Genomic DNA, 22090 nt, shown 5'->3' with positions numbered 1-22090 from the left:
ATATGGGTAAAAAAAAGAGACCAGATGGTCATAGCCCCGTCAAGTAGACAGTAAGAAAAGAGTGTTCTAAGCGGCGATCGTTTCCCGGTACTCCACTGGGGAGCGGTCGCCGAGTTTTTTCTGAAACCGTTCGTGATTATAATAATCGATATACTGGGCGATAAGCTCTTGAGCCTCGCCGATCGATTTAGGCTTTTCTAAATGCAGTTTTTCCGTTTTTAGATGAGAGAAGAATGATTCAATACACGCGTTGTCAAAGCAGTTCCCGCGCCTTGAGTGGCTTCCTACGAGTCTTAGGTCGTCCAATAAGGCTGCATAGCTTTTAGTCGTGTATTGAAAACCCTGATCGGAATGTAGAAGGGCTCCAGGAGCGGTAATCTGTTTCACAGTTTCAAGTACGAGTTGGAGATCATTTCGTTCGCTAAGCTTCCAAGCAATGATCTCATTATTATATAAATCCATGACAACGGATAGGTAAATAAAGTCATTACCCGTTCGTACATAAGTGATATCTGTTACGTATTTTTCCATAACAGCTTCAGCCGCGAACTTTCGGTTTAAGACATTGTGAAATATGACGGAGGGTTTATAACCGGTGAAGGGACGCTTCTTCCGAATAACGGACCGTATTCCAAGTTCACGCATAAGCCTGCGGACCTTTTTGTGGTTAACAAGGAGGCCCTCCTTCCGTAAAGCGGTACGCATGCGATAATAGCCAAAATAGGGCCGCAATCGATGAATGGCCAAGATGTGATCCTTTAACATGGTATCTGCTTCTAACATTGCTTCTCGATCTGCCAATGTATTCAACCACTTGTAGTAACCAGCTCGTGACACTTCTGCAATCTTACAGAGCTTCACGAGCGGATAAAGCGGGCTCATTTCTCGAATGGACTCGAACCGGGCTTGCTTATCCAACTTCCCTCCCCGTGTAGATTTGGATTGAGCTTTTTTAGGTATTCCACCTGCGCTTTCAGGTAAGCATTCTCTTCTTCTACGCTGCTAAAATGCTTCTTCGTCCATCGTCCGCGACAATCTTCAAAGCTTTCTCCCCTCTGTGCTTTACGCACCCAGCTAATGATTTGTGCATCACTCTTGATTCCCAACTTTTCTTTGATCATGGAATACGACCAGTTTTCTTCTGTACGTAGTCGTACTGCTTCTTTCTTTGTTTCCTCGCTGTATTTGGCAAACGTCTGCCCCTTCTTTGGTGGCATAGAAAAATCCCCTCCGGTCAACTGTGTTGAATCCATAATACATGGACTCTTTTTTCACTGTCTACCATGAGGGGATAATACCAAGATTAAAAATCTGCTCTTCTTTTTAATCATTAGCAATATTCATGGCCACTTTCAAATCGTCGAAGGTATTCACATTTACCCAGCCTATGCCATCTGTAGACCATGGACGCAGTTTGATTTGCTCGAGGACGTCATTTATGGCATAGGGCCACCAGACGTTTACAATACCTTTGTCTAAATAAGTCGCGACCCGCTTGAAAATGAAAGCTGTATTGGAAGCGGATATTTTGGAAATACCGACGATTTCCCCCGTGCTTTCTTCTACAGAAAGCTCTTTACTTATTTTAGTAATATATCCATCACCATTCACTCTAACCTTCATAGCCCCAGAAGGAATTTCTTTCGTATCATCCACCATGAGAATATCGAACGGCGCTTGAACTGCTGTTTGCAGCAGTCTTGACTCACAATATATATCCGAGCAAATACACAGCAACTCTTCATTTCCGACGTATTCCTCTGCTAAAGAAAAAGAATAAATGTTGTCTTTTACTGAATATTGATCATTATATATAAACTGCAGCCGCACTGTAGGAAATCTTCGCCTCAAAAAAGTCTCAAGCACTTCGTGCTGGTAACCCGTTATTACCATCCCCTCTACAGCATCGGTTTATAGCTTTGCTATTTTCTGAAGAACCTGTGCTGTGACTTCTCCGGATTTTCCTCTTAGCCTTTGAGGGAGAATCTGCCTCATGAATTGCTGGGCTTTTCTGTCAATTCCTTGAATCAAAGCGAGGTCTATCAGTTCAATCATATGGTCGAAGTTGTACGCATGGTAGCCGATTTTTTCACTATAAATTTTTGCGGGAATGGAGTTTGGCCAATCACTCATGACTTTGTCCTTGACAAGCCAATCAGGAAAGATGACGGGTTTTCCCAAGGACCAGGCTTCATAAACAATGCTGCTGATGTCCGAAATCACTACGTCTGTTGCCACAAGCTCTTCCATGGTTGGTTTAGGATGAACCTGATCATAGGGGTGCAAAGAAACACGGAAATGAATATGTGAAGGAAAGCTGTTAAGAAATTCCTTGAATGCAGGATAAGAAGAACAGGATTTAGAATGGGTTGGTGCAGATAATACGGTTCATACCGACCCCGGAACAAGGACATAATCATGAAAGCCGACTTGCTCCCCTGTACGTATCTGTTTGTCGGCAATCCCATGAAACATACTGACATTGATGCCGCAGTGGGCAACCTCGCTCCTGTACTCCTTTTCATTAAAAAAATGAACGTTTACCGCGTCTTTCAACGCAAGGCGATCCGAAACCAGACTGTCTGGCAGGAATTTTCGAATCGGATCGACGATACTTGTTATGATGCGGGTATAGCTTTCGCTTTCAACGGTAATAAAGTTTATCGGTCTGGGCAATTTCTATCCTCTCCCTGATCCTTGCTCCATTCTGTACGAGTAGTTAGTTCATCATATTTGTAGAATATGTCTTTTGCTTGGGCAAATCACCCGTCATTTCTGAATTAATGACACCCCCCGAAAGGCATCGTTCCAATATGAATCACGAAAAAATTCATCTTCGACATCGAGATTTACGTCTACACTGCAAATGCCGTCATCCACCCAATGATGCTCAACGAGTCTGCCTTCCCTCGTATAGTTAATAATTAATAAATGCGTCTTGCCTTTGACCAAAGAAGCTAAGCTATCTCTCAAACGCACCGCATCCTCATAGCTGCAGCGCTCACGGACAAACAAAGCCGAATCTGCTTGGGCAGCCAAGCTTATGAAGCGGCTAATGCGTCTATCCAACTTTTCTTTAAATTCCGAATAATTTGTAATCATCTCATTATCGCCAGAGCGTGGGAAGTCGTGGAAGGAATGCGCCTTGTATTCCGTGTCCTGAACCGAAAAATATCCATTATGGGTGCCCAGGATCTTTAGATTCTGTTCCTCCATATATCCCTGAAAACGATTGTCCAGCAGACGAATTAAGTCGCTTACCTCATGGATAATCACCCAATCGACAGGTCCTGAAAAGCTTCTAAGCGATAATCTCTTCAACTGGTATGCTGTCATGCAATTATAACCAAGGCTCATAACAAGATCATATGGGCGTTGCAGTTCAAACAGTCTCATCCTCATACCTCCCCGTAGTTCCAAATCTCTATATATAATATTCACATCTCTTACTAGGAACTAGATATTAGGAAGGGGGCAAACAAATATTTTATAAGAGTAGAGTGATGACTAGTCCCTTCTGTCACAAAAAACAGCTCCCGTCTCTGAAAGAGACGGGAGCTCATTAACTATCTCAATTCTATCCTATCTTGATCCCACCTAAACTAGCCCCTTTAACAAACAAGCGCTCAATATTTTTCTCCACCGCCGGGTCGGGAATAAGCGGCGGCGCTTGATGTGGCTTGCTGCGGGCATCGATAATGACGTTGTCACAAGCCCAATGCTTGTTGTCGTAATAGCTGTTTACTCCGTAAATATCATGGGACGGATTGCTGCGAGTGAAGGTTACCCAGAGAAAATTACTCAGAGATGCGCTCAGAAACTCGCTGTCGTCGCATAGAATAATCATTGGGCAGGAAGGGAATTCTCCTCTTGCCGCGATCGCCTCGCTGAGCTCATCCATCTCCTTATTCGCGCTCGCGTAATCTCTAAACGCTGGTCCCTGCATGGCGACGATGCCCGGCAGGACGAAACGGACGTTTTCGTAGCCGCGAATGTCCTTCAGTCCGTCAGGAACCTCCGTACAGAGCTCCCTTTTTTTCTCCCCGTATGCTGCAAAAACAACCTTGCTCCCGGTGTTCAGTCCTGTCCCGGAATAATCAAGTGTATCGATTGTCGTGTTCGTATGAAAATGGATATCCCGGTGCAGGTCAATGCGCTCCAGGATATAGCTTAAGAACTCGACTTCGCGATACGTGCTAAGCGGCTGCTTCTCTTCGGCGGTAATAAACAAATATTTCGCCAAGCTCAATTGGTTCGTCCCTAGAATATGATTGGCAATCGTCAACAGCTCGGCCGGCTGCTTAACCTCCTGGTACGGCGTATAGCGCTCGCTGCCGATCGCGAACAGGAGCGGATGCACGCCTGCAGCGTCAACCGCCTGCACCTCTTTCACGCCCGGAACTTCCAGCTTGACGGCATCACCGGTCAGCTCGTGGATCAGCTCGCCAAACGCCGTATCCTCCTGCGGAGGACGTCCGACAACCGTAAACGGCCAGATGGCATTCGGCTTCGCGTATACTTTGTGTACCTTCATGACGGGAAAAGGATGAACCAAGCTATAGTAGCCCAGATGATCGCCAAAAGGTCCCTCCGGCTTTGTCTCTCCGGGATGAATTTCACCCGTTATGACGAAATCAGCGTCATGGCTGATGCAATAACCATCAACATAACTATAGCGAAAACGCCGCCCGGAGAGCATTCCCGCAATCGTCAGCTCGCTCATTCCCTCCGGCAGCGGCATGACGGCAGCTAGGGAGTGCGCTGGATGCCCGCCGACAAAGCAGCTTACCTTCAGCGGCTTCCCTAGCTTGTTGGCCTTGTCCTGGTGAATGCCGATTCCGCGATGGATTTGATAGTGCATACCGACTTCTCTGTTGATCTCATAGTCGTTGCCGCTAAGCTGCACGCGGTACATGCCCAGATTGGAATTCATAATTCCCGGCTTGTCCGGATCCTCTGTGTACACTTGCGGAAGCGTAATGAACGCTCCTCCGTCCATCGGCCAATGATGGATTTGCGGCAAATCCGAAATTTGTATTTCCTGCATGCCAGACGGCAGCCCCCCTGGTTTCTTGAAAGGCAGCGCAGTCAGCGCGGCCAAACCCGAGCTCATGCTCTGAAACGGCTTCTTCAACGCTTGCATCGGGTCATTGCGTAAAGCAATTACGTTCTCCGCAGCCCGCCATGTATTGCGGAAAATGAACTTGCTCCGCTCGATCGTTCCGAAGAGATTAGAGACAGCCCGATACTTCGTACCCTTGACGTTTTCAAATAATAATGCCGGGCCTCCAGCTTCATAGACGCGCAAATGAATCGCGGCCATCTCTAAATAAGGGTCTACTTCCTCGCGAATACGGACCAAATGTCCGTGCTTCTCCAAATCAACGACGCATTCTTCCAAATTGCGATACTTCATATATATACTCCATCCATTCTCCAGAGATATTCGTTCTAACAAGTGCTGTTTGAACATCATCATTGATGCCTTCATTGATGCCTTCCTCATAATAACATATCAGAAGCGGGCTGGAGTAGTTTAATAGCAGGCTCACTTGTGAACAATGTCAAAATAACGCGTAGCGAACATATGAAAGGCCCCCAAACCTTCTATAGAGATAGAAGGTCTGAGGGCCGATAGCTCCATTCTGCTTAATGTGAAATCATGGCTTTGGCATCCGGCATCGACTCGTTCTCGGATAGCTCATCCTCTGACTTGTTCTTCGGCTTGCGCAGCAGGATGCTGAGCAGCAGCCCGGCAACCGCAATACACGCCGTCAGAAAAAAAGTATCTCCAAAGGCCAATGTAGAACTCGCCATGACATCTCCGGCTGTCTCCGGTGCCGTCATATGCTTCGTTATATTTGAAGTTAAATAGCCGGTCAATCCGGCGATAGCAAAGGAAGTGACCACCTGCTGAGTTGCCGAGGTTAACGGGGTGACCCGGTTCACGAGCTTGCGCGGCGCTGAATTTAGAATATGCGTATTCAGCGGCATCATCGTCATGCCCATCCCTGCCCCCATGAGAATGAGCGGCACTACAACCATTATTATCGCGGTGTCCACCTTGATTTGCGAGAGCAGGAACAACGCTGTAGAGATCAGCGTCAATCCGGTCATGGCGAGCGGTCGTGCTCCCCATTTATCAAACAATCTTCCTCCAATCGGCATCATCGTCATGGAAGCCAAGGCCTGGGCCAGCGTCGTGAACCCGCTCTGCAGCGGCGTAAATCCCCTTACGTTCTGCAAATAGAGCGGCACCATCAGAATCGCGCCGAACAGCGCAATTTGCACGATCCAGGACAGAAGCACGCCCCTGGTGAAATCAGAAGATCCAAAGACACGCAGCTCGAGCAGCGGTTCCTTCTTATTCAATTCTACGATGATAAAAATAATGAGCGCAGTGCCTCCGACAAGAAGTGCCGTTAACGTAACCGGGGAAGACCAGTCCGTTCCCCCTTCATTTACGCCAAATGCCAGCGTCGCAAACGCGATCGGTGCCAGGATCATCCCCAGGATATCCAGTCCGGGAACCTTCTTGCTTTCGAACTTAGGCAGGAATTTAATACCGACAATCATCGCAGCGATGCCGATCGGCAGATTGATCAGGAATATCCAATGCCATGAAGCGACTTTAATTAACCAGCCCGATAAAATGGGTCCCATGGCTGGAGCAAGCAGCATCGGAATGCCCAGCATCCCCATGACCGCCCCTCTCTTATCGGGTGGAGCCAGCTTGAACACCATGGCCATGCCGATCGGAGCAACCATGCCTCCGCCCAGCCCTTGAATAACCCGGAAAATGACGAGCTGTTCGGACGTCTGAGCCAAGGAACACAGCACAGAGCCCAGTGTAAACAAGGTAATCGTAATCAAGAATACCTTCTTTGCGCCGTACTTATCCGTCATCCAGCCCGCAAGCGGAATAACGGCGGACAGCGCCAGGGTATATCCCGTTATCGTCCATTGGATGGCCTTTAGCGAGGTGGCGAAGTATTGCTGCAAATTCGGTATAGCCACATTGATGACTGTACTATCGAGAATAACCATGATCATTCCCAGGATAACCGCCAGCAGAGGAGCTATTAACGACTTCATAGAAAACTCTGCCGGTTCATGGATGGCGTCTTTGGACATGAGTTATGTTTCTCTCCATTTCTCTGTGTAATGATTTCCCCAAATATATGTTAGGATATATACGGGGAATAAATGAACTCATCATGACTGCATGGTTTTTTAAAAAACCAATTGGTCATTGAATACAATAATTCTACTTAAATTTGAACCAATGTCAAACATTTTTTAAGGAAAGAGTGAGGGATTTTGAGTGTAACCAAGCAAAAAATTTTGGATTCAGCCATGCGTTTCTTTTTGGAAAAAGGCTATCTTGCTACCTCAATCCAGAACATTGCTGATGACTGCGGCGTAGCGAAAGGCTCCCTGTATAATTTCTTCAGTTCGAAGGAAGACATCCTGATTGAAATATTAATTTCGCAGCAGGATAGCATGATTCAACGGAAGGAGCAGATCCAGAGCGACAAATCGCTCTCGCCGAGGGAGATTTTTATTCGCGAAACGGAATGCCAGTGCGAATTTTTCTTGAATAACAACTACATGATGCAGGAAATCAAGAAAATCTCGACACCTGACGGGAAGGTCGCTCCAATTCTATTTCAAATGAGAGCTAGCCTGCTCAAGAGCAATATCGAGAGCCTCATTCGCGTGTTCGGTGAAGGAATCCGCTCCAATGTCTGGGATCTTGTCTTCATTTATAACGGGATCATTCGCGAGATCATCTTCCTGATGGTATTCGAGAATAAACCACTCAATCTGCGCGAAGTCGCTCAGTTTATTTATCATTGCATGGAGGATATGGCTACGAATACGCAAGCTGCCAGCAGACCTCCGCTGCTGAAAAAGGAAGATATGGAAGCGTACATGCAATCTGCCCTGCAGGGAGAGTCTCTTTGTACCCGCCACAGACTGCCTGACCTGCTCAATGATCTTTTGACAACCATTCCGGAACTGCAGATTACCAATTTCAAAAAAGCCGAGCTGCAGGAAGCCGCGAAGCTGCTCCAGGACGCCCTGCAAGCGGAGCAGCACAAGCCCGTATTGATCCGCTCCTTGATTGGATTCATGGAGAAGGAACATGGCCTTCGTCATATCCTGAAGCAAATCGAGAAGCTCGTATTTGAACGATGATCATTTTCAATATAGCTAAAAAAGCAGCTTATATCTCCCAAACAGGGAAAATAAGCTGCTTTTTAATGCATGGGCGCATACCAGATTAATCCTCGAGCTCCACATTATGATAGACCTGCTGTACGTCTTCCAGGTCCTCCAGCGCGTCAATCAATTTCTCAAATTGCGCCTGCGCGTCGTCCGAAAGATTAACATAGTTCTGAGCGAGCATCGTTAGCTCCGCCACGGTAAACTCGTTAATTCCCGCGCTGCGGAATGCCTCCTGTACCGCGTGGAATTGATCCGGCTCTGCATAGACGATCACATTGTCCTCTTCCTCAATAATATCTCTTACGTCCAAATCGGCTTCCATCAAAATCTCGAAAACTTCATCGATCGTTTTGTCCGCTACGCCAATGACCGCCGTAGCATCAAACATATAGGATACCGAGCCGCTTACTCCCATGCTTCCGCCGTTTTTATTGAAGGCCGAGCGTACTTCGGGCGCCGTCCGGTTTACGTTATTCGTCAAGGTGTCTACGATGACCATCGAGCCGTTTGGCCCAAATCCTTCATAACGCAGCTCTTCATAGGTTTCTTCCGAGCTGCCTTTAGCCTTGTCCAAAGCACGGTCAATAATTGCCTTAGGCACATTATACGTTTTGGCGCGTTCAAGCACGACCTTCAATGCGCGGTTCGACTCAGGATCCGGCTCCCCTTTCTTGGCAGCTACGTAGATCTCGACGCCGAATTTCGCATATATACGACTCGTATTCGCATCCTTCGATGCTTTCTTCTCTTTAATATTATTCCATTTACGACCCATGTTGTTCCCGCTTTCTTTTATTATTTTACGTTCCTATTATAACATCTTCCGCCCGTTTGAAAAATTGTGGAGGACTCATATATTTAGAGGGACGATTACAGGAGCCCCTTAACGCGTTCCACGGCTTCCTCCAGAGTGATCAATTCCTTCTCTCGCTGGCTCCGTTCCATAAATTCAACCAAACCATCAGCAGCACCTTTGCCAACGACGATGCGAATCGGCAAACCAATCAAGTCTGCGTCTTTGAATTTTACCCCCGGCCGCTCATCACGATCATCGAGCAGAACCTCAGCCCCATGCTCCATTAAACGGTCATATACTTGCCAGGCAGTACCCATCTGCACTTCGTCTTTCGCTGAAACCGGAATGATATGCACCTGCATCGGCGCAATGCTTATAGGCCAGATCATTCCGTCTTCATCATGGTGCTGTTCAATGACAGCCGAGAGCAAACGCGAGACCCCGATGCCGTAGCAGCCCATGATCATTTGCTTGCTCTCCCCTTGGGCATCCAGAAAAGCTGCGCCTAAATGCTCGCTGTATTTCGTGCCAAGTTTGAAAACATGTCCGACTTCGATTCCTCTGTAAAACTTGAAAGTACCTTCCTTGCAGCGCGGACAGTGCTCCCCTTCCTTCACATTACGAAAGTCCCCGACATAGTTCAGCGGAATGTCACGCCTCACATTCACATTTCTGAAATGGTAATCTTTTTCGTTAGCCCCTGCAATGGCCTTTGTCATATGGACGACGGATTGATCGACCAATACGGGAACAGACAGATCTTTTGGCCCGATAAATCCTGTAGTTACTCCCGTTAATTTCATGACCGCATCCGGGTCAGCGATGGATAAAGATGCTGCTTTCAAATAGTTTTTTACTTTGACCTCGTTAATTTCGTCACTTCCAGAAACGACGACGGCCACGGCTCGGTCATCCGCGAGAAAGACTACGGTTTTAAGAATTTCAGCAGGATCAATATGCAGATTCTCTATCAGCTCTTCAATCGTGCGAATGTTCGGCGTATAGAATTTCTCGGCTTCGAGCCCGGTTTCCTGCTTAAGCTCATCTGATGATAGCGACTTATTGCTACCGAAGGTCACTCTATCCGACTCCGCTTGTTCAAGATTCGCAGCATAATCACAGAAACTGCATGTTACTACGGTATCTTCGCCGATATCCGCCAGCGCCATGAATTCATGGGTTTCCCCTACGCCTCCGATTGCTCCTGCATCAGCTTCTACCGCACGGAAATTCAGACCGCAGCGCTGAAATATCCGTTCGTAGGCATGGAACATGCTCCAGTAAGCTCTATCTAGCCCTTCCCAGTCCATATCAAAGGAATAGGCATCCTTCATCAAAAATTCCCTGCCGCGCAGCAGTCCAAACCGAGGTCGGCGTTCGTCTCGGAATTTCGTCTGGATTTGATACAAAATGACCGGCAGCTTGCGATAAGTATTAATTTCACTGCGCACAAGCGTCGTGATCACCTCTTCATGGGTCGGGCCGAGAGCAAATTCGCGGTCGTGCCGGTCTTGCAGCCGAATCAGTTCCGGCCCGTAAAGAGAATATCGGCCCGACTCCTTCCACAACTCTGCAGGCTGCATGGCCGGCATTAGCAGTTCCTGTGCGTCCGCCGCGTCCATTTCTTCGCGAACGATTTGCTCGATTTTGCGAAGCACGCGCCTTCCAAGGGGCAAATAAGTATAGATGCCTGATGCCAGCTGCCGGATAAATCCAGCCCGAATCAGCAACTGATGACTCGCTGCCTCTGCTTCACCTGGTGATTCACGCAGCGTGTTTAGCAATAACTTGCTTTGTTTCATTTTGTACACCCTCCTCATTCTTCAATTCGCCGACTAACAAAAGCAACAACAAAAACAAAAAGACACATTCGTCAGGGACGAATGTGTCGTGGTACCACCCTATTTATAACCGCAGCATGAAAGATGCTGACGATCCTCAGTACGATAACGGCGTATGCCGGTAGCGGTTAGTCTCGGCACTTAGAGGGTTCCCGCTACAACTCACAAGGTAGGAGCCGGTTCTCCCGCGATGGGAATCCTTTCAGCCAGGGGATTTCCTCTCTGGACGGCGAGTCAAGAACCGCTGCCTTGGTCTAAGCTATTGTGATATGTTATGTGTATACAGATCTTGGACTATATAAGCATTTAATACAAAATACCTGATTACAAGAATATAGTCAATACGACTTACGCCAAATATAACGGTATTTCCTTAACTCCCCGGACGATCATTCCCGGCCGCCATTCCAGCTCGCTTACATCGACTTTGAGCCGAATATTCGGATATCGCTTCAGCAGAGTGTTGATCGCAATTTCCCCTTCCAGCCGGGCGAGCGGCGCACCGAGACATAAATGGATGCCTTTGCCAAAGGCCAGATGCGGGCTCTTCTCCCTTGAAATATCAAAAAGATCGGGATCGTTGAACTGCTCCGGGTCACGGTTTGCCGAGCTCAGGGAAATAATCACTGATTCTCCTCTTTTCATAGATACACCCTTGAATTCAAGGTCCTCCTTAACCCAACGGCCTGTACTGAATTCAACGGGACCATTGTACCGCAGTATTTCTTCGATTGCCGTATGAATCAACTCGGGCCGGCTCTGTAGTAAACGAAGCTGGTTCGGATGCTGGAGCAGCGCAAGCATGCCATTGCCGATCAAATTGACGGTCGTTTCGTGACCAGCGATGATAAGCAGCATAACCAGATTAAACAGCTCATGTTCTGTAAGCCGATCTCCTTGTTCCTCCGCAATAATTAATTGACTGATCAAATCATTGCCCGGCTGTTGTCTCACTTTGGAAAACCAGTCCGCCAAATACTCCCTGAACTCCATGATTAAATTGCGCAAGTCCTCATCAGGCACCCGTCCAGAGCGCTCGATAAGCGCATTCGACCAGACCCGAAACTTATCTCGATCCGAATTCGGCACGCCCAGCATTTCGCTGATTACGATGATCGGCAGTGGGAATGCATATTCATCGATCAGATGGATCGACTCCTGGCCTTCTACCTCCGCCAGCAGTTCATCGGCGATTTGCTGAACCCGTTCCCTCATGCCGGAAATCAGCTGCGGCGTAAAGGCTTTTTGTACCAATCCTCTCAATCTCTTATGATCCGGCGGATCGGAGAACAACATATTATTATTGATAAAGATCATATCTTCTTCAATCCCAGCATTCCTCGTATCCTTCACAAAACGAGGGTCCTTCAAAACTTCAACAGCATCGCTGTACTTGGCGATAATCCAGCCATGACGCCCATCGGGAAACAGCATACGCATAATCGGTTCTTTCTCTCTCATTTGTTCATAGGTCGGAAACGGATTTTGCGTGAATGCTTCAGTAAACAAATTTTCACTTAAGGACGAATTGGTCTGCATGGAAATAGTCTCCTCTCTCCTCACTTGAAATTGTTGAACAGCTACAAGAAAATATTACCATGTCGTTAACAGCGATAGCAAATATGCGTGAATTTTCCTGTTTTTACAATGCGATAGGCGTCAGACAGGAGATTTCGCCAAAAATCCCCCTCTATCCGCATCCAAGCGATATCCGGGATTCAACCCTGCTGACCGGCATGAAGGCTCATACGATTGATCAACTGGCATCTATTCATACCCATTTTAAATTGTATAGTCTAACAAATAAGCACATTCGAAACATGCATCATATAAAGTGATATGGAGACATACCAAATATGAGAGGAGAACAATGCCATAGGCCATGGACTCACATAAAATATGCTTCATTTATTGCGTCAGCCAACAAGATGTGTTGCAGGAATCACTTCGCCATATTTCGGCTCTCCACATCCCTGACGGATTCGAAATCGAAATTATTTCGATATCCGGGGCTCAAAGCATAACCTCCGGCTACAATAGAGCAATGCGTAAGTCCGATGCCAAATATAAAGTATATCTGCATCAGGATGTTTACATTATTCATGAAAATTTCCTAGTTGATACGATTCGTATTTTTCAACAGCATCCGCATCTCGGGCTTATGGGAGTAATCGGTTCAGCCTACATTCCGCCAAGCGGGATGTGGTGGGAAGCCGCAGAGAATTATGGCCAGGTATACGGAAGCCACTCTGGCAAGATGGAACTCCTTGCCTTCAACAATGGTGAAGCAGGCCGCTCTTACCAGCCTGTCGCTGCAGTCGATGGCTTGCTAATCATGACACAGTCGGATATTCCTTGGCGTGAGGATTTATTTCAGGATTGGGATTTCTATGACTTGTCACAATGCTTGGAATTTGCTAGAGCAGGTTATGAGGTTGGCATCCCTTCACAGGACACCGCATGGACAGTTCATGACTGCGGGGTGGCTGATTTGTCCAAATACGAGGAGAATCGCATACGGTTTATCCAAGAATATGATCAGGATATGCGCAAGAGTTTTTTGTTTTACTATGAGAAGAAATTAAATGAATTTGCTGGAGCACCATCCTTCAAAGAAAATGCGGCTTTGTCCTTAATTGAGAAGCATTCACGTGAATATGAGGTAAACATCGATCCCAAAAAAGCAATCAAAAAGGAGCGCTGGAATACAATGAGTTTGAATGGAGAATATCAGTTTTCCGAAGTGCTTGAAATCGTCAAGAAAACCGAAGGTTACTTAATGGAGCTCGAAATTCTAGGTCTTCTCCATTTGCCTTTGCTTGTAGATCATTTGGACGGGGAAATTGTTGAAATCGGCACCTTCAAAGGAAAGAGCGCAATAGCACTAGGCCTAAGCAGCCAATATCTAACCACGCGCAAACGTTCTATTCACATTATCGATCCCTTCTACCACCCTGCTCTACCTGTAAACTATGAACATGATTTTGACGAAAACATTCGAAATGCCGGGCTAGAACCTCATATTCACAAAATCAAAAAACCTAGCCAAGAGGCTTATGACGACTGCCCGACCAAGATCGCAGCGCTTTTCGTCGACGGAGATCACAGCTACGACGGGGTTGTTCACGATATTGTACACTATGCTTCTAGAGTTGTTCCCGGTGGGATTATCGCCTTCCACGACTACTCGTATAAAGACTGCCCTGGATACGAATGGGCTGAGCTTCCTGGGGTTACACAAGCGGTTGATGAAATGTGCGCAGGCGATGACTATGTTTATTTATGCGACTATAACAGCATGCGGCTTGTCCGCAAGCTATAGGTAACGATATCCATCCATGCGACCAAAGCCCCGCCTTGCCATCATTGATACCCAATTTCCTTGGAAGCTCAGCGGGTTTCGATATTGGGAAAATGTTCAGATGCATGTCCAGCGTCCGGATACCCTGTTTTTTGCCACTGAACCTTACACGGACGATTTCCCTGCGATCGTGCATCCCTTTTCTCAATTTATGGATTTAGCCATTTCTGAACAAATTACAGATGTCTATTGTGTTTTTTTGAATTTGGTCCTAAGTTTGCTGGGAGCATGCACCCTCCCCGATGGAACTCATATGCCGGGGTCAAATCCACATTTGGACATTCGGTCATTTTTGATCGAACGGCAGATTAGGCTGCATACGACGCTCTACCCCGGCGGAGGTCTCGTACAAGATACAAGAGCCGAATTTCTAGACATTGTTGCCAGTCATTGCTCCACCGTCTTCACGAATATTGAAGATGTTCTGTTAAAAATGGAATCGAGTATCTATCAACCTGTTGTCATTAATACAAAATGGTATCATTACGCTGCAAGATCATGGGCAGGTCCCATTCAGCTTGTTTTCTGCGCTTTTAATTATCCTAGAAAAGGATTTCCGCTGCTTGTGCAAGCTTATAATCTTCTTAACTCTGATGATTTCCATCTTCATCTTGTGGGCAATTGGGAGGATCAGCTTGGCTGCTTCATAAATAAACGCATTACCTTCCATGGATTACTTGCCCCCGAGCAATTAAAGATGCTATACCAAAGCTGCCATGTGTTCATCAATTGTAGTACTAGCGATCACATGGCTTTAGATGGTTTTCCCACGACGGCCGCTGTAGATGCCATGGCTACAGGATGTCTTCTGGTGACAACGAATCCGCGCAATGACCAGCTGATATTAAAAGAGGGAATTCATTATATCCAAATCGATGCTAACGAAATTTCTCTACTCTACGCTCTATACTGGATCAGGGATCATATTCCCAAAGCTAGGCAGATAGCGGCAAAAGGCGCAAAAACCGTCAAATCAGTTTTTGACATGAAGAAAATTGTCAAAGCCAAACTGACCCATATATTCGCTAAACGGTAATTACAAAATCCCCTTTCGTAGAACCTTGGGTTGCAACCATGAGGGCATGGTTAGTCAATCCATGTTTTACCGCAAGGGGATTCATCATTAAAGATTCGTCCTTGTCTTCTTGAATACAGCCGGAACTCCTGCATAAAGAACATGAGGGGGGACATCATTTGCAACAAAAGAACCGCCCCCGATCATGGACCAAGCTCCAATGCTGACCTTCTCGCGAATAGCTGACCCTGTGCCGATAAAAACGCCTTCTTCTACAGTGACATGGCCGCTAACGTTGACTCCTGGCGATATCGTACAATAATCAGAAACCGAAACGTCGTGCGCCAGCGTAACATTCGTATTGACGATGACGAAATTGCCGACCTGGACATTTATGCTTACTATAGATCCTGCGCAAAGAATACTATTGACCCCCAGCCGGCTGTTCTTAGGAACGTTCACGGATGGATGAACCAACGCGGGGGCGAATCGAAAGCCAGCCTCCTTCGTTTTGTATACGAATTTCCGCTTCAGGGCCGGGTCGCCTACTCCAGAACAAATGATTTCCGCTTCATTTCTGTATTTAGCGATATGTGCTATATCTCCGAGCACGGGAACATGGTCTACGAATTGTCCCCGCATTTCTATACGTTCATCAAGGAAGCCTATCACGTGTCGGCCTAATGCCTCGCACAGGGCGAGAATTTCCCGCCCCATGCCGCCACAGCCCCAAATCATTAAATTGGGCTTACTCATGGATCAAGCTCCTGACAATACGATCAACCTGTTCCTGCCTTATATCTTCCCAGACGGGCAAGCTAAGAATCCGCCGGCTGATGTCCTCCGTAACCGCTAGCGATGTACGGGGATGGGAATTGAACATTTTATGCCGGTGACAAGGCGGTGAGAAATAAGTTCTGACCTGGATGGCCGATGCTTGCAATTTATCGACGTAATACCTGTTTTCTTGATCATCCGGACATAATACCGGATAAAATTGATAGGCGATTTTGCCTGCAATCGCTTGAACCTTCCAGCCTGATTCTAATAATTTATAATCATTTAACGCTTCCTTGTACCATTCTCCGATCTTCTCCCTAATTTTAATCTTCTCAGAGAACACATCTAAAGTCGCCAGTCCTACGGCAGCCGTATATTCAGAAATTTTGCCATTCAATCCCAACTGCCCTGACGACCGATCCTCATTAAATCCAAAATTCGTGGAGCGTCGTATACTTTGAATTAACTCGCGATCTCCGCTATATACAATGCCTCCTTCGCCAATTCCAAAGGATTTCGTAGCATGGAAGCTATACACGATAGCTCCTCTAAAACTGGTGATATCCTGCTCTTCCGTGGTCGTACCGAAACTTGAAGCAGCATCAATAACAACGGGAATGCCGCGCCGGATCAACGATTCATAGTAAGCCAGATCAAACTGTGTGCCAAACGTTGCGTAAGGAACCACCACGGCTGCCTCATCCCCGAGCTTCTCCAGTGCAAGTTCCAGCTTGTGTTCGTCCATGCACCAGTGTTCAGGGTCGATGTCGATATAATAAGGCTCCAGCCCGCACCACATCGCACTCAGCGGTGTAGCTGGAAAGGTAAAACTGGGCATCAGAGCATATTTGCCTTGCCGCTTCAATTGGGAAATAGCCAATAGTAGACCTATTGTCGCATTGCTGACCGTGACGACGGCCCCCGTATGATTAAAGTGTTCCTTGAGAATACGCTCTTCAAATCTTTTGTTCAAAGGACCATTGTTCGTATATATTCTTGATTCATCGATTTCGTCCAAATAACGTTGATAGTATTGTTTGGGAACCAACTTCGGCTTTAGAAACGGAATATACTCCATTAACACATCACAACTCCCTAATGCTTCTTAGTCAAAGGCTCAGGATGTCTTGCCGTCTTGATTCCAAGCTCTAACATGCGCCGGACTTTATTCCAATCCCCGGGCTCATTGAGCAGGTAGGATTTTGGATCCCAAGGAACACATTTTAACCAGTGATGATAGAACATGGACGAAGTTGTTATTTTGGCGCACATCAGCGGCTCTGCATCATTCACCACCCAGTGCTCCGGAACGACATAATAGTAAAATGGGTGATATATCAAGTCTGCGCGAGTTTCTTTTGCGAAGTTTACCAGCTTCTCAATTCGGTCTTCAGCAAACTCATCATCATCGTCCAGGTGAGTTATAAATTGGCCTGAAGCCAGCTCGAGCGCGCGATTTGTAGGGATGCTTCCAGCCACCAGCCAGTGTTGATAGGTCTCGGCCGGATACTCGCCACGGCTCTCCCGGTTTTCAAATATGATTCTTGGATCATTGAACTGGCGAATGACTTCTTCGGTATGATCGGTGCAGCAATCTCCGATGACGATAATTTCCAAATGCGTGTAGGTTTGCTTCACGGCTGATTTCAAACTGAGGTTCAATAATGAATCGGCGCGGTTATATGTGGGGATACAAATCGTGACTAGCGGCTGTTCCATTTCATAAACTTGCTTGTATTCATCGGTACTAGACGCTTGTAAGTAGTCTAAGCTCGTTACCAATGAGCTCACCCCCAGGCGCGAATGGTCTAAAGTCATAAATATGCTTAAATTTTACCTTCTGTAATAACTCCATATGATTGGTAAAATACAATTGCGGGCCAATCTTGCGAATTCCATGAATCGGTTGGCCCAAATAACTGCCCACGCGGGCAATAACAAGCGTATCCTCGTTGCATAATTGCAGCAGCTTGCGCTGCCATTCTTCCTGCGGATTGTTCCACTCCTCGGGACAGGAAGCAAATACAGCCGTTTTTGAATGGGCAGCGACGATTTCTGCGATTGTATCCGGGTCGGCAATATTGATAAACAAGGATTGAGGCATCTTATGCGGCTCCCACTTTCTGCCCCACTTACTTTCAAAAAAGGACTGATTGTGCTGAAACAAACTGTTCTTCTGCTTTTCATCCCATTGGTTGAACGTTGCACTGCCCTTATGATAAACAAACGCATCCTCCGCTACGGCTAGTCTATAGCCAGCGTGCCGCATTCGCAGGCAGTAATCATCGTCCTCAAACATGCCCGTTCCGAACTTCTTATCCAGTGGTCCTAATTCCTTGAATATCTCTTTCTTAATCGCGACGCAGAAGAAACCAAGCATTTCCGTATATCGGATTCTTCGGTCGTACAACTCATAGAATTCATTGAGCCAAACTTCGTTTGCACCATGATTTTCATCTCCGACAAAGAAATCTAGCTTCTGGTCATTCCCAACATAGTTGGACATGGGACCAACGGCTGCGATTTGCGGATCTGTCTTGAAAGGACGCAGTAAACGAGGCAGCCAATCCTGGGATACGATCGTATCGTTATTCAACAACACAACATAATCCCCGGTAGCATTCAAAATACCGATGTTATTTCCTTCAGCGAAGCCATTGTTTTCAGATAACAGAATCGTTTTAATGTCGGGGTAACTCAGCTGCAGCAAGCGGGCTGGCGTCTCGTCGGTAGATGCATTATCGACCACTATGATTTCAAATCGCGGATATGCGGTGTGCCGCAGCAAACTATTTAAGCAGCGTTCCGTGAATATCCAATTATTGTGAGTCACAACAATTACACTAACTTTTGGATAGAGCGCGGTAAGAATAATGGTGTGAAAGTCCTTGTACCGGTGTTCCCACGTATTCTCAGCTGCAAATTGCCGGCGCCTTTCCCTTGCTCTTGCTTGCTCTTCACCATTCTCTTGAAGTCCTCTAGCGATAGCTGCTTCAAATTCCTTCAGCCCGCTTGCAAGAGATACATATTCATTCATCGGGGCGAGCTCTGGCAACGGCGTGGCTACGACAGGTTTGCCAGCAGACAGGTATTCGTATACCTTTACCGGATTTGTTGCCAAGGTCAGGGAATTGATAATAAATGGAATGATGCAGACATCAAAAGCATGCAGGTATGCTGGCAGCTCGTGATACTGTTTCTCGCCTAGGATGAACACATTTCCCAGCTTCATTATGTTTGAAGTATCGCTATAGTACGTATCGCCAACCAATACGAAATTCCAATCTGGATTGTTTTTTGCAAGCTCATACACCAATGCCATGTCAAACCAGTCAGCAATGGCACCGATATAACCGACAATCGGTTGATGAACCTTCGCAATATCAATGGGCGTGTAACTTGGCTTCATTGAAAAATGTGCAAATTCTCCCGCATTCCGGATTAAATGAACAGACGGATTTAGACTTCGCGCTTTTTGATAGAGTACATCGGACGAAGCAACGATGGCATCGGCCCTATTCATTAGAGAAGGCTCCAGTGCTAGCAGCTCATCGGATGTATTTGAAAACCCGGCATGTTCGTCCATGCAATCATAAATGACTTTGTTATCCTCCAGATCGAATACAAGCATAGACCAGAACGGAAGATCGACGATAGATGCCGTTTGTCCGATATTAAACTTTTGTCTCAGGGCCTCAATCGACCATTTCATATATTGTTTATCAAGCGGATCATGGATTGTATCGCGGTAAGCGTTAAGACTGTTATGCGAGCACAATTGAACAAGCCAGACATTCTCCTCCGCTTCTCGAATCTGCAGCACAGCTTGAATGTCCTCGAATGTAGCCTCAGCACTGCCGATCGGCATTGTTTCTATCGCGAAATAAAACACCCTATACCCATGCCTGGCGAACTGCTGACAAATATGCTGCGGCCTTTGCCATCGGTAACCCCAGTCAATAATCGGAAAACGAAAGAGAGTGATATTGTTAGGATCTAATGGAGAATTCAACGGTTTCAGCTTATAATCATTTTTTGGTGGTTCATATGAAAACGCTGGTTTGATTGATTTTTCGCTCAACGTTTCAACGCTCGCAGGGGATTCCGGCTGAACCGGAATAGCAGGCGAAACTATGGGCAAAGCGGGACTTGGTAGACTTACAGCATCCCGATTCTGCTGGGCTCGAATCCTATTGTTTCTTGTCGCTTCCCAGTACTGTATCTTACGCAGCAACGCCCTTCTTTGTAGTCTTGCCCGTCGTCTGCCTTTCTTCCATCGAATGGCCCCGCTTAACATTCTTAGTAACCTTCGCTGCTCTCTCGTGTACACATTGATCCACCTTTCCGCCTTGGTCTATATTCCTAAATAATTGCGAATGGTTCGGGGATGCTGCCCCGAGAATGGTACAGTTCTGATCTCATATTCGCCGTGCTGGAACGACCAGTCCGGATCGCCTATATTGTCATATAAATTAACATCTCCACGGCGATTGTCGTTAAATTTGAATCTCTTCCCGAAAGCATAATGATAATGATAAATCGGTACTTCAATGCGTTCAGACGGCAGCGCCCAAATGTCGCTTTCGGGCCCCTTAAGTGTACAGTGATGTTTCTGGTCACGATAACGTATGCCGATCCCGTTTCGCCACATACGGATGATATCATTCGACCATCTCTCGTCATTGAGTGCATTAACGCGCACCGTCCATGGGTCCTTCCAGAAATTAACAATCGGGAATCTCAGCACATGGGAGGTCGTATGGGCTAATATGCCGGGGATGACCGATTCGAAGGCATCATCGAATATTTCATCCGCATCAATATTGGCAATCCATTCACCCTGCGCCTGATCCACCAAAAAATTTCTAACTTCAGATTCATTCCATTCATCCGTATAAGCAGTTCCCTGTTTATTGCTAAATAAGCGAATGTTGTGCTTCCTCATAAATGACTTGATAATGGAGATGGAATTATCACTACTTCCCCCATCAACGATAAGAATCTCGTCGGCAAAGGACGTCACCCTCTCCAGAAATAGCCTCAAAAAAGTCTCCTCGTTCAAAACGGGTGTAATTACCGTAATAGTCATCTGTCACCACACTCCAAATATCATATAATTCACAGTCTATTCCCCTGGTTTGAAGGGGAACATCGGCATTTGCCCTTTTACTGCACAAAACAACCTATTGACCGAAAATGGTTGGCTGCCTCAATCATTTGCCGCCCCCTGCGCATATGTTGAAGAAATATGGAACCTAAATGAGATTGAATACAGAAAGGGCGATATCTTGTGCAGACAGATCTCGTGATTGTAACCTACAATTCAGCTTCTTACATTCAGCGTTGCCTTGATGCCATAAGAACATATACGCCATCTGACTATGCCATCATCGTTGTCGATAACGGGAGTACGGACGGTACTATGGAGTACTTACAAAGCTTCCCCGATATCAAGCTGATCCAAAACGGCCGTAACAAGGGGTTCGCCAGTGCGGTTAACCTCGGAATCGTGAACGGTTCCTCAGAAACGATCGTGATTATGAATCCCGACGTATTCGTAACGAAAGGTTGGCTGCCGCCTCTAATAGACGCCCTATGGAGGGATGAACAAACAGCGATCGTCGCTCCCAAATTAATAAATAGCTCCAACCAATTAGTCGGTGTTGGGACGAACATGGATTGGACCTCTCCTTATTTTTTATGTCCCAATGAACCAGGGATCTTGGAAGAAACCAGAGAATGTCTGGCAATAAACGGAGCTTGTTTTTTATTAAAAAGGCAATTGCTGGATAAACTTGGTTTATTAGACGAACAATATTTTCACTATTTTGAAGAAACGGACTATTGCTTTAACGCCATTTATTGCGGTTACAAAATACTGTTCTGTCCAGACAGTACAATTTATCATGAATACTACCCCAATCCGGAACGCGAGGAAGCGATCAAGCAGTATTGGGTGCACAGCGAAGCCCGGTTTAATCGCAAATGGAGCTATCAAGGCAATGGGATCGTTGCTAAAAACGCATGAAAAAGGATGGGCTGATCATTTATCAGCCCACCCTTTT

At 46.5% G+C, this 22090-nt stretch carries 19 protein-coding genes; 4 read left to right on the top strand and 15 right to left on the bottom strand.

The features are described from left to right. Positions 1 to 66: 66 nt before the first annotated feature. The 7 genes from QNH46_RS12220 to QNH46_RS12190 all read right to left on the bottom strand — a co-directional run bounded on the left by QNH46_RS12220 (position 67) and on the right by QNH46_RS12190 (position 7134). Positions 67 to 1217, bottom strand: a protein-coding gene (locus QNH46_RS12220; protein WP_430691933.1) for an IS3 family transposase whose coding sequence is annotated in 2 segments (ribosomal slippage) — positions 67 to 956 and positions 956 to 1217 — 1152 coding nt in all. Because the reading frame shifts where the segments join, the coding sequence is not laid out codon by codon here. A gap of 106 nt (positions 1218 to 1323) precedes the next feature. Then, positions 1324 to 1893: a phosphocholine cytidylyltransferase family protein gene (locus tag QNH46_RS12215; RefSeq protein WP_283924557.1), complete on the bottom strand. Its 570-nt coding sequence runs from the start codon at positions 1891 to 1893 to the stop codon at positions 1324 to 1326. A gap of 18 nt (positions 1894 to 1911) precedes the next feature. After that, complete coding sequence (locus QNH46_RS12210; protein WP_283924556.1) at positions 1912 to 2250, bottom strand: glycosyltransferase family protein; 339 nt, start codon at positions 2248 to 2250, stop codon at positions 1912 to 1914. 138 nt (positions 2251 to 2388) lie between these two features. Next, complete coding sequence (locus tag QNH46_RS12205) at positions 2389 to 2676, bottom strand: hypothetical protein (protein ID WP_283924555.1); 288 nt, start codon at positions 2674 to 2676, stop codon at positions 2389 to 2391. Between the two features lie 93 nt (positions 2677 to 2769). After that, positions 2770 to 3396 carry a DUF1796 family putative cysteine peptidase gene (locus QNH46_RS12200; RefSeq protein ID WP_283924554.1) on the bottom strand — a complete coding sequence of 209 codons (627 nt, stop codon included), beginning with the start codon at positions 3394 to 3396 and terminating at the stop codon, positions 2770 to 2772. Between the two features lie 181 nt (positions 3397 to 3577). Then, a complete protein-coding gene (locus QNH46_RS12195) occupies positions 3578 to 5416 on the bottom strand; it encodes a UbiD family decarboxylase (RefSeq protein ID WP_283928421.1) in 1839 nt (612 codons plus the stop codon). A gap of 233 nt (positions 5417 to 5649) precedes the next feature. Next, complete coding sequence (locus QNH46_RS12190) at positions 5650 to 7134, bottom strand: MDR family MFS transporter (RefSeq protein ID WP_283924553.1); 1485 nt, start codon at positions 7132 to 7134, stop codon at positions 5650 to 5652. A gap of 186 nt (positions 7135 to 7320) precedes the next feature. Here QNH46_RS12190 and QNH46_RS12185 point away from each other — a divergent pair, with 186 nt between their 5' ends. Then, a complete protein-coding gene (locus QNH46_RS12185; RefSeq protein ID WP_283924552.1) occupies positions 7321 to 8202 on the top strand; it encodes a TetR/AcrR family transcriptional regulator in 882 nt (293 codons plus the stop codon). An 85-nt stretch (positions 8203 to 8287) separates the two neighbouring features. On the opposite strand, the gene QNH46_RS12180 is transcribed toward QNH46_RS12185, so the two are convergent. The 3 genes from QNH46_RS12180 to QNH46_RS12170 all read right to left on the bottom strand — a co-directional run bounded on the left by QNH46_RS12180 (position 8288) and on the right by QNH46_RS12170 (position 12408). Beyond that, positions 8288 to 9007 (bottom strand): YebC/PmpR family DNA-binding transcriptional regulator, encoded by a 720-nt coding sequence (locus tag QNH46_RS12180; RefSeq protein ID WP_283924551.1) that lies wholly within the window; start codon positions 9005 to 9007, stop codon positions 8288 to 8290. Between the two features lie 95 nt (positions 9008 to 9102). Further along, positions 9103 to 10830 (bottom strand): proline--tRNA ligase, encoded by a 1728-nt coding sequence (locus tag QNH46_RS12175; protein ID WP_283924550.1) that lies wholly within the window; start codon positions 10828 to 10830, stop codon positions 9103 to 9105. A 387-nt stretch (positions 10831 to 11217) separates the two neighbouring features. Continuing rightward, positions 11218 to 12408: a cytochrome P450 family protein gene (locus QNH46_RS12170; RefSeq protein WP_283924549.1), complete on the bottom strand. Its 1191-nt coding sequence runs from the start codon at positions 12406 to 12408 to the stop codon at positions 11218 to 11220. 343 nt (positions 12409 to 12751) lie between these two features. On the opposite strand from QNH46_RS12170, the gene QNH46_RS12165 reads away from it, so the two are divergent. Next, positions 12752 to 14191 (top strand): glycosyltransferase, encoded by a 1440-nt coding sequence (locus tag QNH46_RS12165; protein ID WP_283924548.1) that lies wholly within the window; start codon positions 12752 to 12754, stop codon positions 14189 to 14191. Positions 14192 to 14207: 16 nt separating this feature from the next. Next, entirely contained in the window at positions 14208 to 15266 is a 1059-nt protein-coding gene (locus QNH46_RS12160; protein WP_283924547.1) for a glycosyltransferase, read from the top strand. Between the two features lie 87 nt (positions 15267 to 15353). On the opposite strand, the gene QNH46_RS12155 is transcribed toward QNH46_RS12160, so the two are convergent. From QNH46_RS12155 to QNH46_RS12135, 5 genes are read right to left on the bottom strand one after another with little or no spacing between them, the layout of a single operon-like run. Beyond that, positions 15354 to 16001, bottom strand: coding sequence for an acetyltransferase (locus QNH46_RS12155; protein ID WP_283924546.1), 648 nt, complete (start codon positions 15999 to 16001; stop codon positions 15354 to 15356). Beyond that, entirely contained in the window at positions 15994 to 17103 is a 1110-nt protein-coding gene (locus QNH46_RS12150) for a DegT/DnrJ/EryC1/StrS family aminotransferase (RefSeq protein WP_283928420.1), read from the bottom strand. The genes QNH46_RS12155 and QNH46_RS12150 overlap by 8 nt, the downstream gene beginning before the upstream one ends. Before the next feature lie 17 nt (positions 17104 to 17120). Continuing rightward, the gene (locus QNH46_RS12145; RefSeq protein ID WP_283924545.1) at positions 17121 to 17816 is read right to left on the bottom strand and encodes a glycosyltransferase family 2 protein; all 696 of its coding nucleotides are present in this window, start codon (positions 17814 to 17816) and stop codon (positions 17121 to 17123) included. Next, a complete protein-coding gene (locus tag QNH46_RS12140; RefSeq protein ID WP_283924544.1) occupies positions 17773 to 20322 on the bottom strand; it encodes a glycosyltransferase in 2550 nt (849 codons plus the stop codon). The genes QNH46_RS12145 and QNH46_RS12140 overlap by 44 nt, the downstream gene beginning before the upstream one ends. Before the next feature lie 57 nt (positions 20323 to 20379). Then, positions 20380 to 21114, bottom strand: coding sequence for a glycosyltransferase (locus QNH46_RS12135; RefSeq protein ID WP_283924543.1), 735 nt, complete (start codon positions 21112 to 21114; stop codon positions 20380 to 20382). Between the two features lie 201 nt (positions 21115 to 21315). Between QNH46_RS12135 and QNH46_RS12130 the strand changes: the two genes are divergently transcribed. Next, complete coding sequence (locus QNH46_RS12130) at positions 21316 to 22053, top strand: glycosyltransferase family 2 protein (RefSeq protein WP_283924542.1); 738 nt, start codon at positions 21316 to 21318, stop codon at positions 22051 to 22053. Positions 22054 to 22090 lie beyond the last annotated feature (37 nt).

Origin of the sequence: Paenibacillus woosongensis, assembly GCF_030122845.1 — a bacterium.
GTDB classification, from domain to species: domain Bacteria; phylum Bacillota; class Bacilli; order Paenibacillales; family Paenibacillaceae; genus Fontibacillus; species Fontibacillus woosongensis_A.
The sequence above is the reverse complement of the archived record's forward strand: the minus strand, read 5'-3'. Positions and strand labels throughout refer to the sequence as shown.

What these genes read in the sequence shown, in the direction of transcription:
- QNH46_RS12215 (WP_283924557.1), bottom strand. Translation starts at nt 1,893, where the DNA reads ATGGTAATAACGGGTTACCAGCACGAAGTGCTTGAGACTTTTTTGAGG.
- QNH46_RS12210 (WP_283924556.1), bottom strand. Translation starts at nt 2,250, where the DNA reads ATGGAAGAGCTTGTGGCAACAGACGTAGTGATTTCGGACATCAGCAGC.
- QNH46_RS12200 (WP_283924554.1), bottom strand. Translation starts at nt 3,396, where the DNA reads ATGAGACTGTTTGAACTGCAACGCCCATATGATCTTGTTATGAGCCTT.
- QNH46_RS12195 (WP_283928421.1), bottom strand. Translation starts at nt 5,416, where the DNA reads ATGAAGTATCGCAATTTGGAAGAATGCGTCGTTGATTTGGAGAAGCAC.
- QNH46_RS12190 (WP_283924553.1), bottom strand. Translation starts at nt 7,134, where the DNA reads ATGTCCAAAGACGCCATCCATGAACCGGCAGAGTTTTCTATGAAGTCG.
- QNH46_RS12180 (WP_283924551.1), bottom strand. Translation starts at nt 9,007, where the DNA reads ATGGGTCGTAAATGGAATAATATTAAAGAGAAGAAAGCATCGAAGGAT.
- QNH46_RS12175 (WP_283924550.1), bottom strand. Translation starts at nt 10,830, where the DNA reads ATGAAACAAAGCAAGTTATTGCTAAACACGCTGCGTGAATCACCAGGT.
- QNH46_RS12170 (WP_283924549.1), bottom strand. Translation starts at nt 12,408, where the DNA reads ATGCAGACCAATTCGTCCTTAAGTGAAAATTTGTTTACTGAAGCATTC.
- QNH46_RS12165 (WP_283924548.1), top strand. Translation starts at nt 12,752, where the DNA reads ATGGACTCACATAAAATATGCTTCATTTATTGCGTCAGCCAACAAGAT.
- QNH46_RS12160 (WP_283924547.1), top strand. Translation starts at nt 14,208, where the DNA reads ATGCGACCAAAGCCCCGCCTTGCCATCATTGATACCCAATTTCCTTGG.
- QNH46_RS12155 (WP_283924546.1), bottom strand. Translation starts at nt 16,001, where the DNA reads ATGAGTAAGCCCAATTTAATGATTTGGGGCTGTGGCGGCATGGGGCGG.
- QNH46_RS12150 (WP_283928420.1), bottom strand. Translation starts at nt 17,103, where the DNA reads ATGGAGTATATTCCGTTTCTAAAGCCGAAGTTGGTTCCCAAACAATAC.
- QNH46_RS12140 (WP_283924544.1), bottom strand. Translation starts at nt 20,322, where the DNA reads ATGTTAAGCGGGGCCATTCGATGGAAGAAAGGCAGACGACGGGCAAGA.
- QNH46_RS12135 (WP_283924543.1), bottom strand. Translation starts at nt 21,114, where the DNA reads ATGACTATTACGGTAATTACACCCGTTTTGAACGAGGAGACTTTTTTG.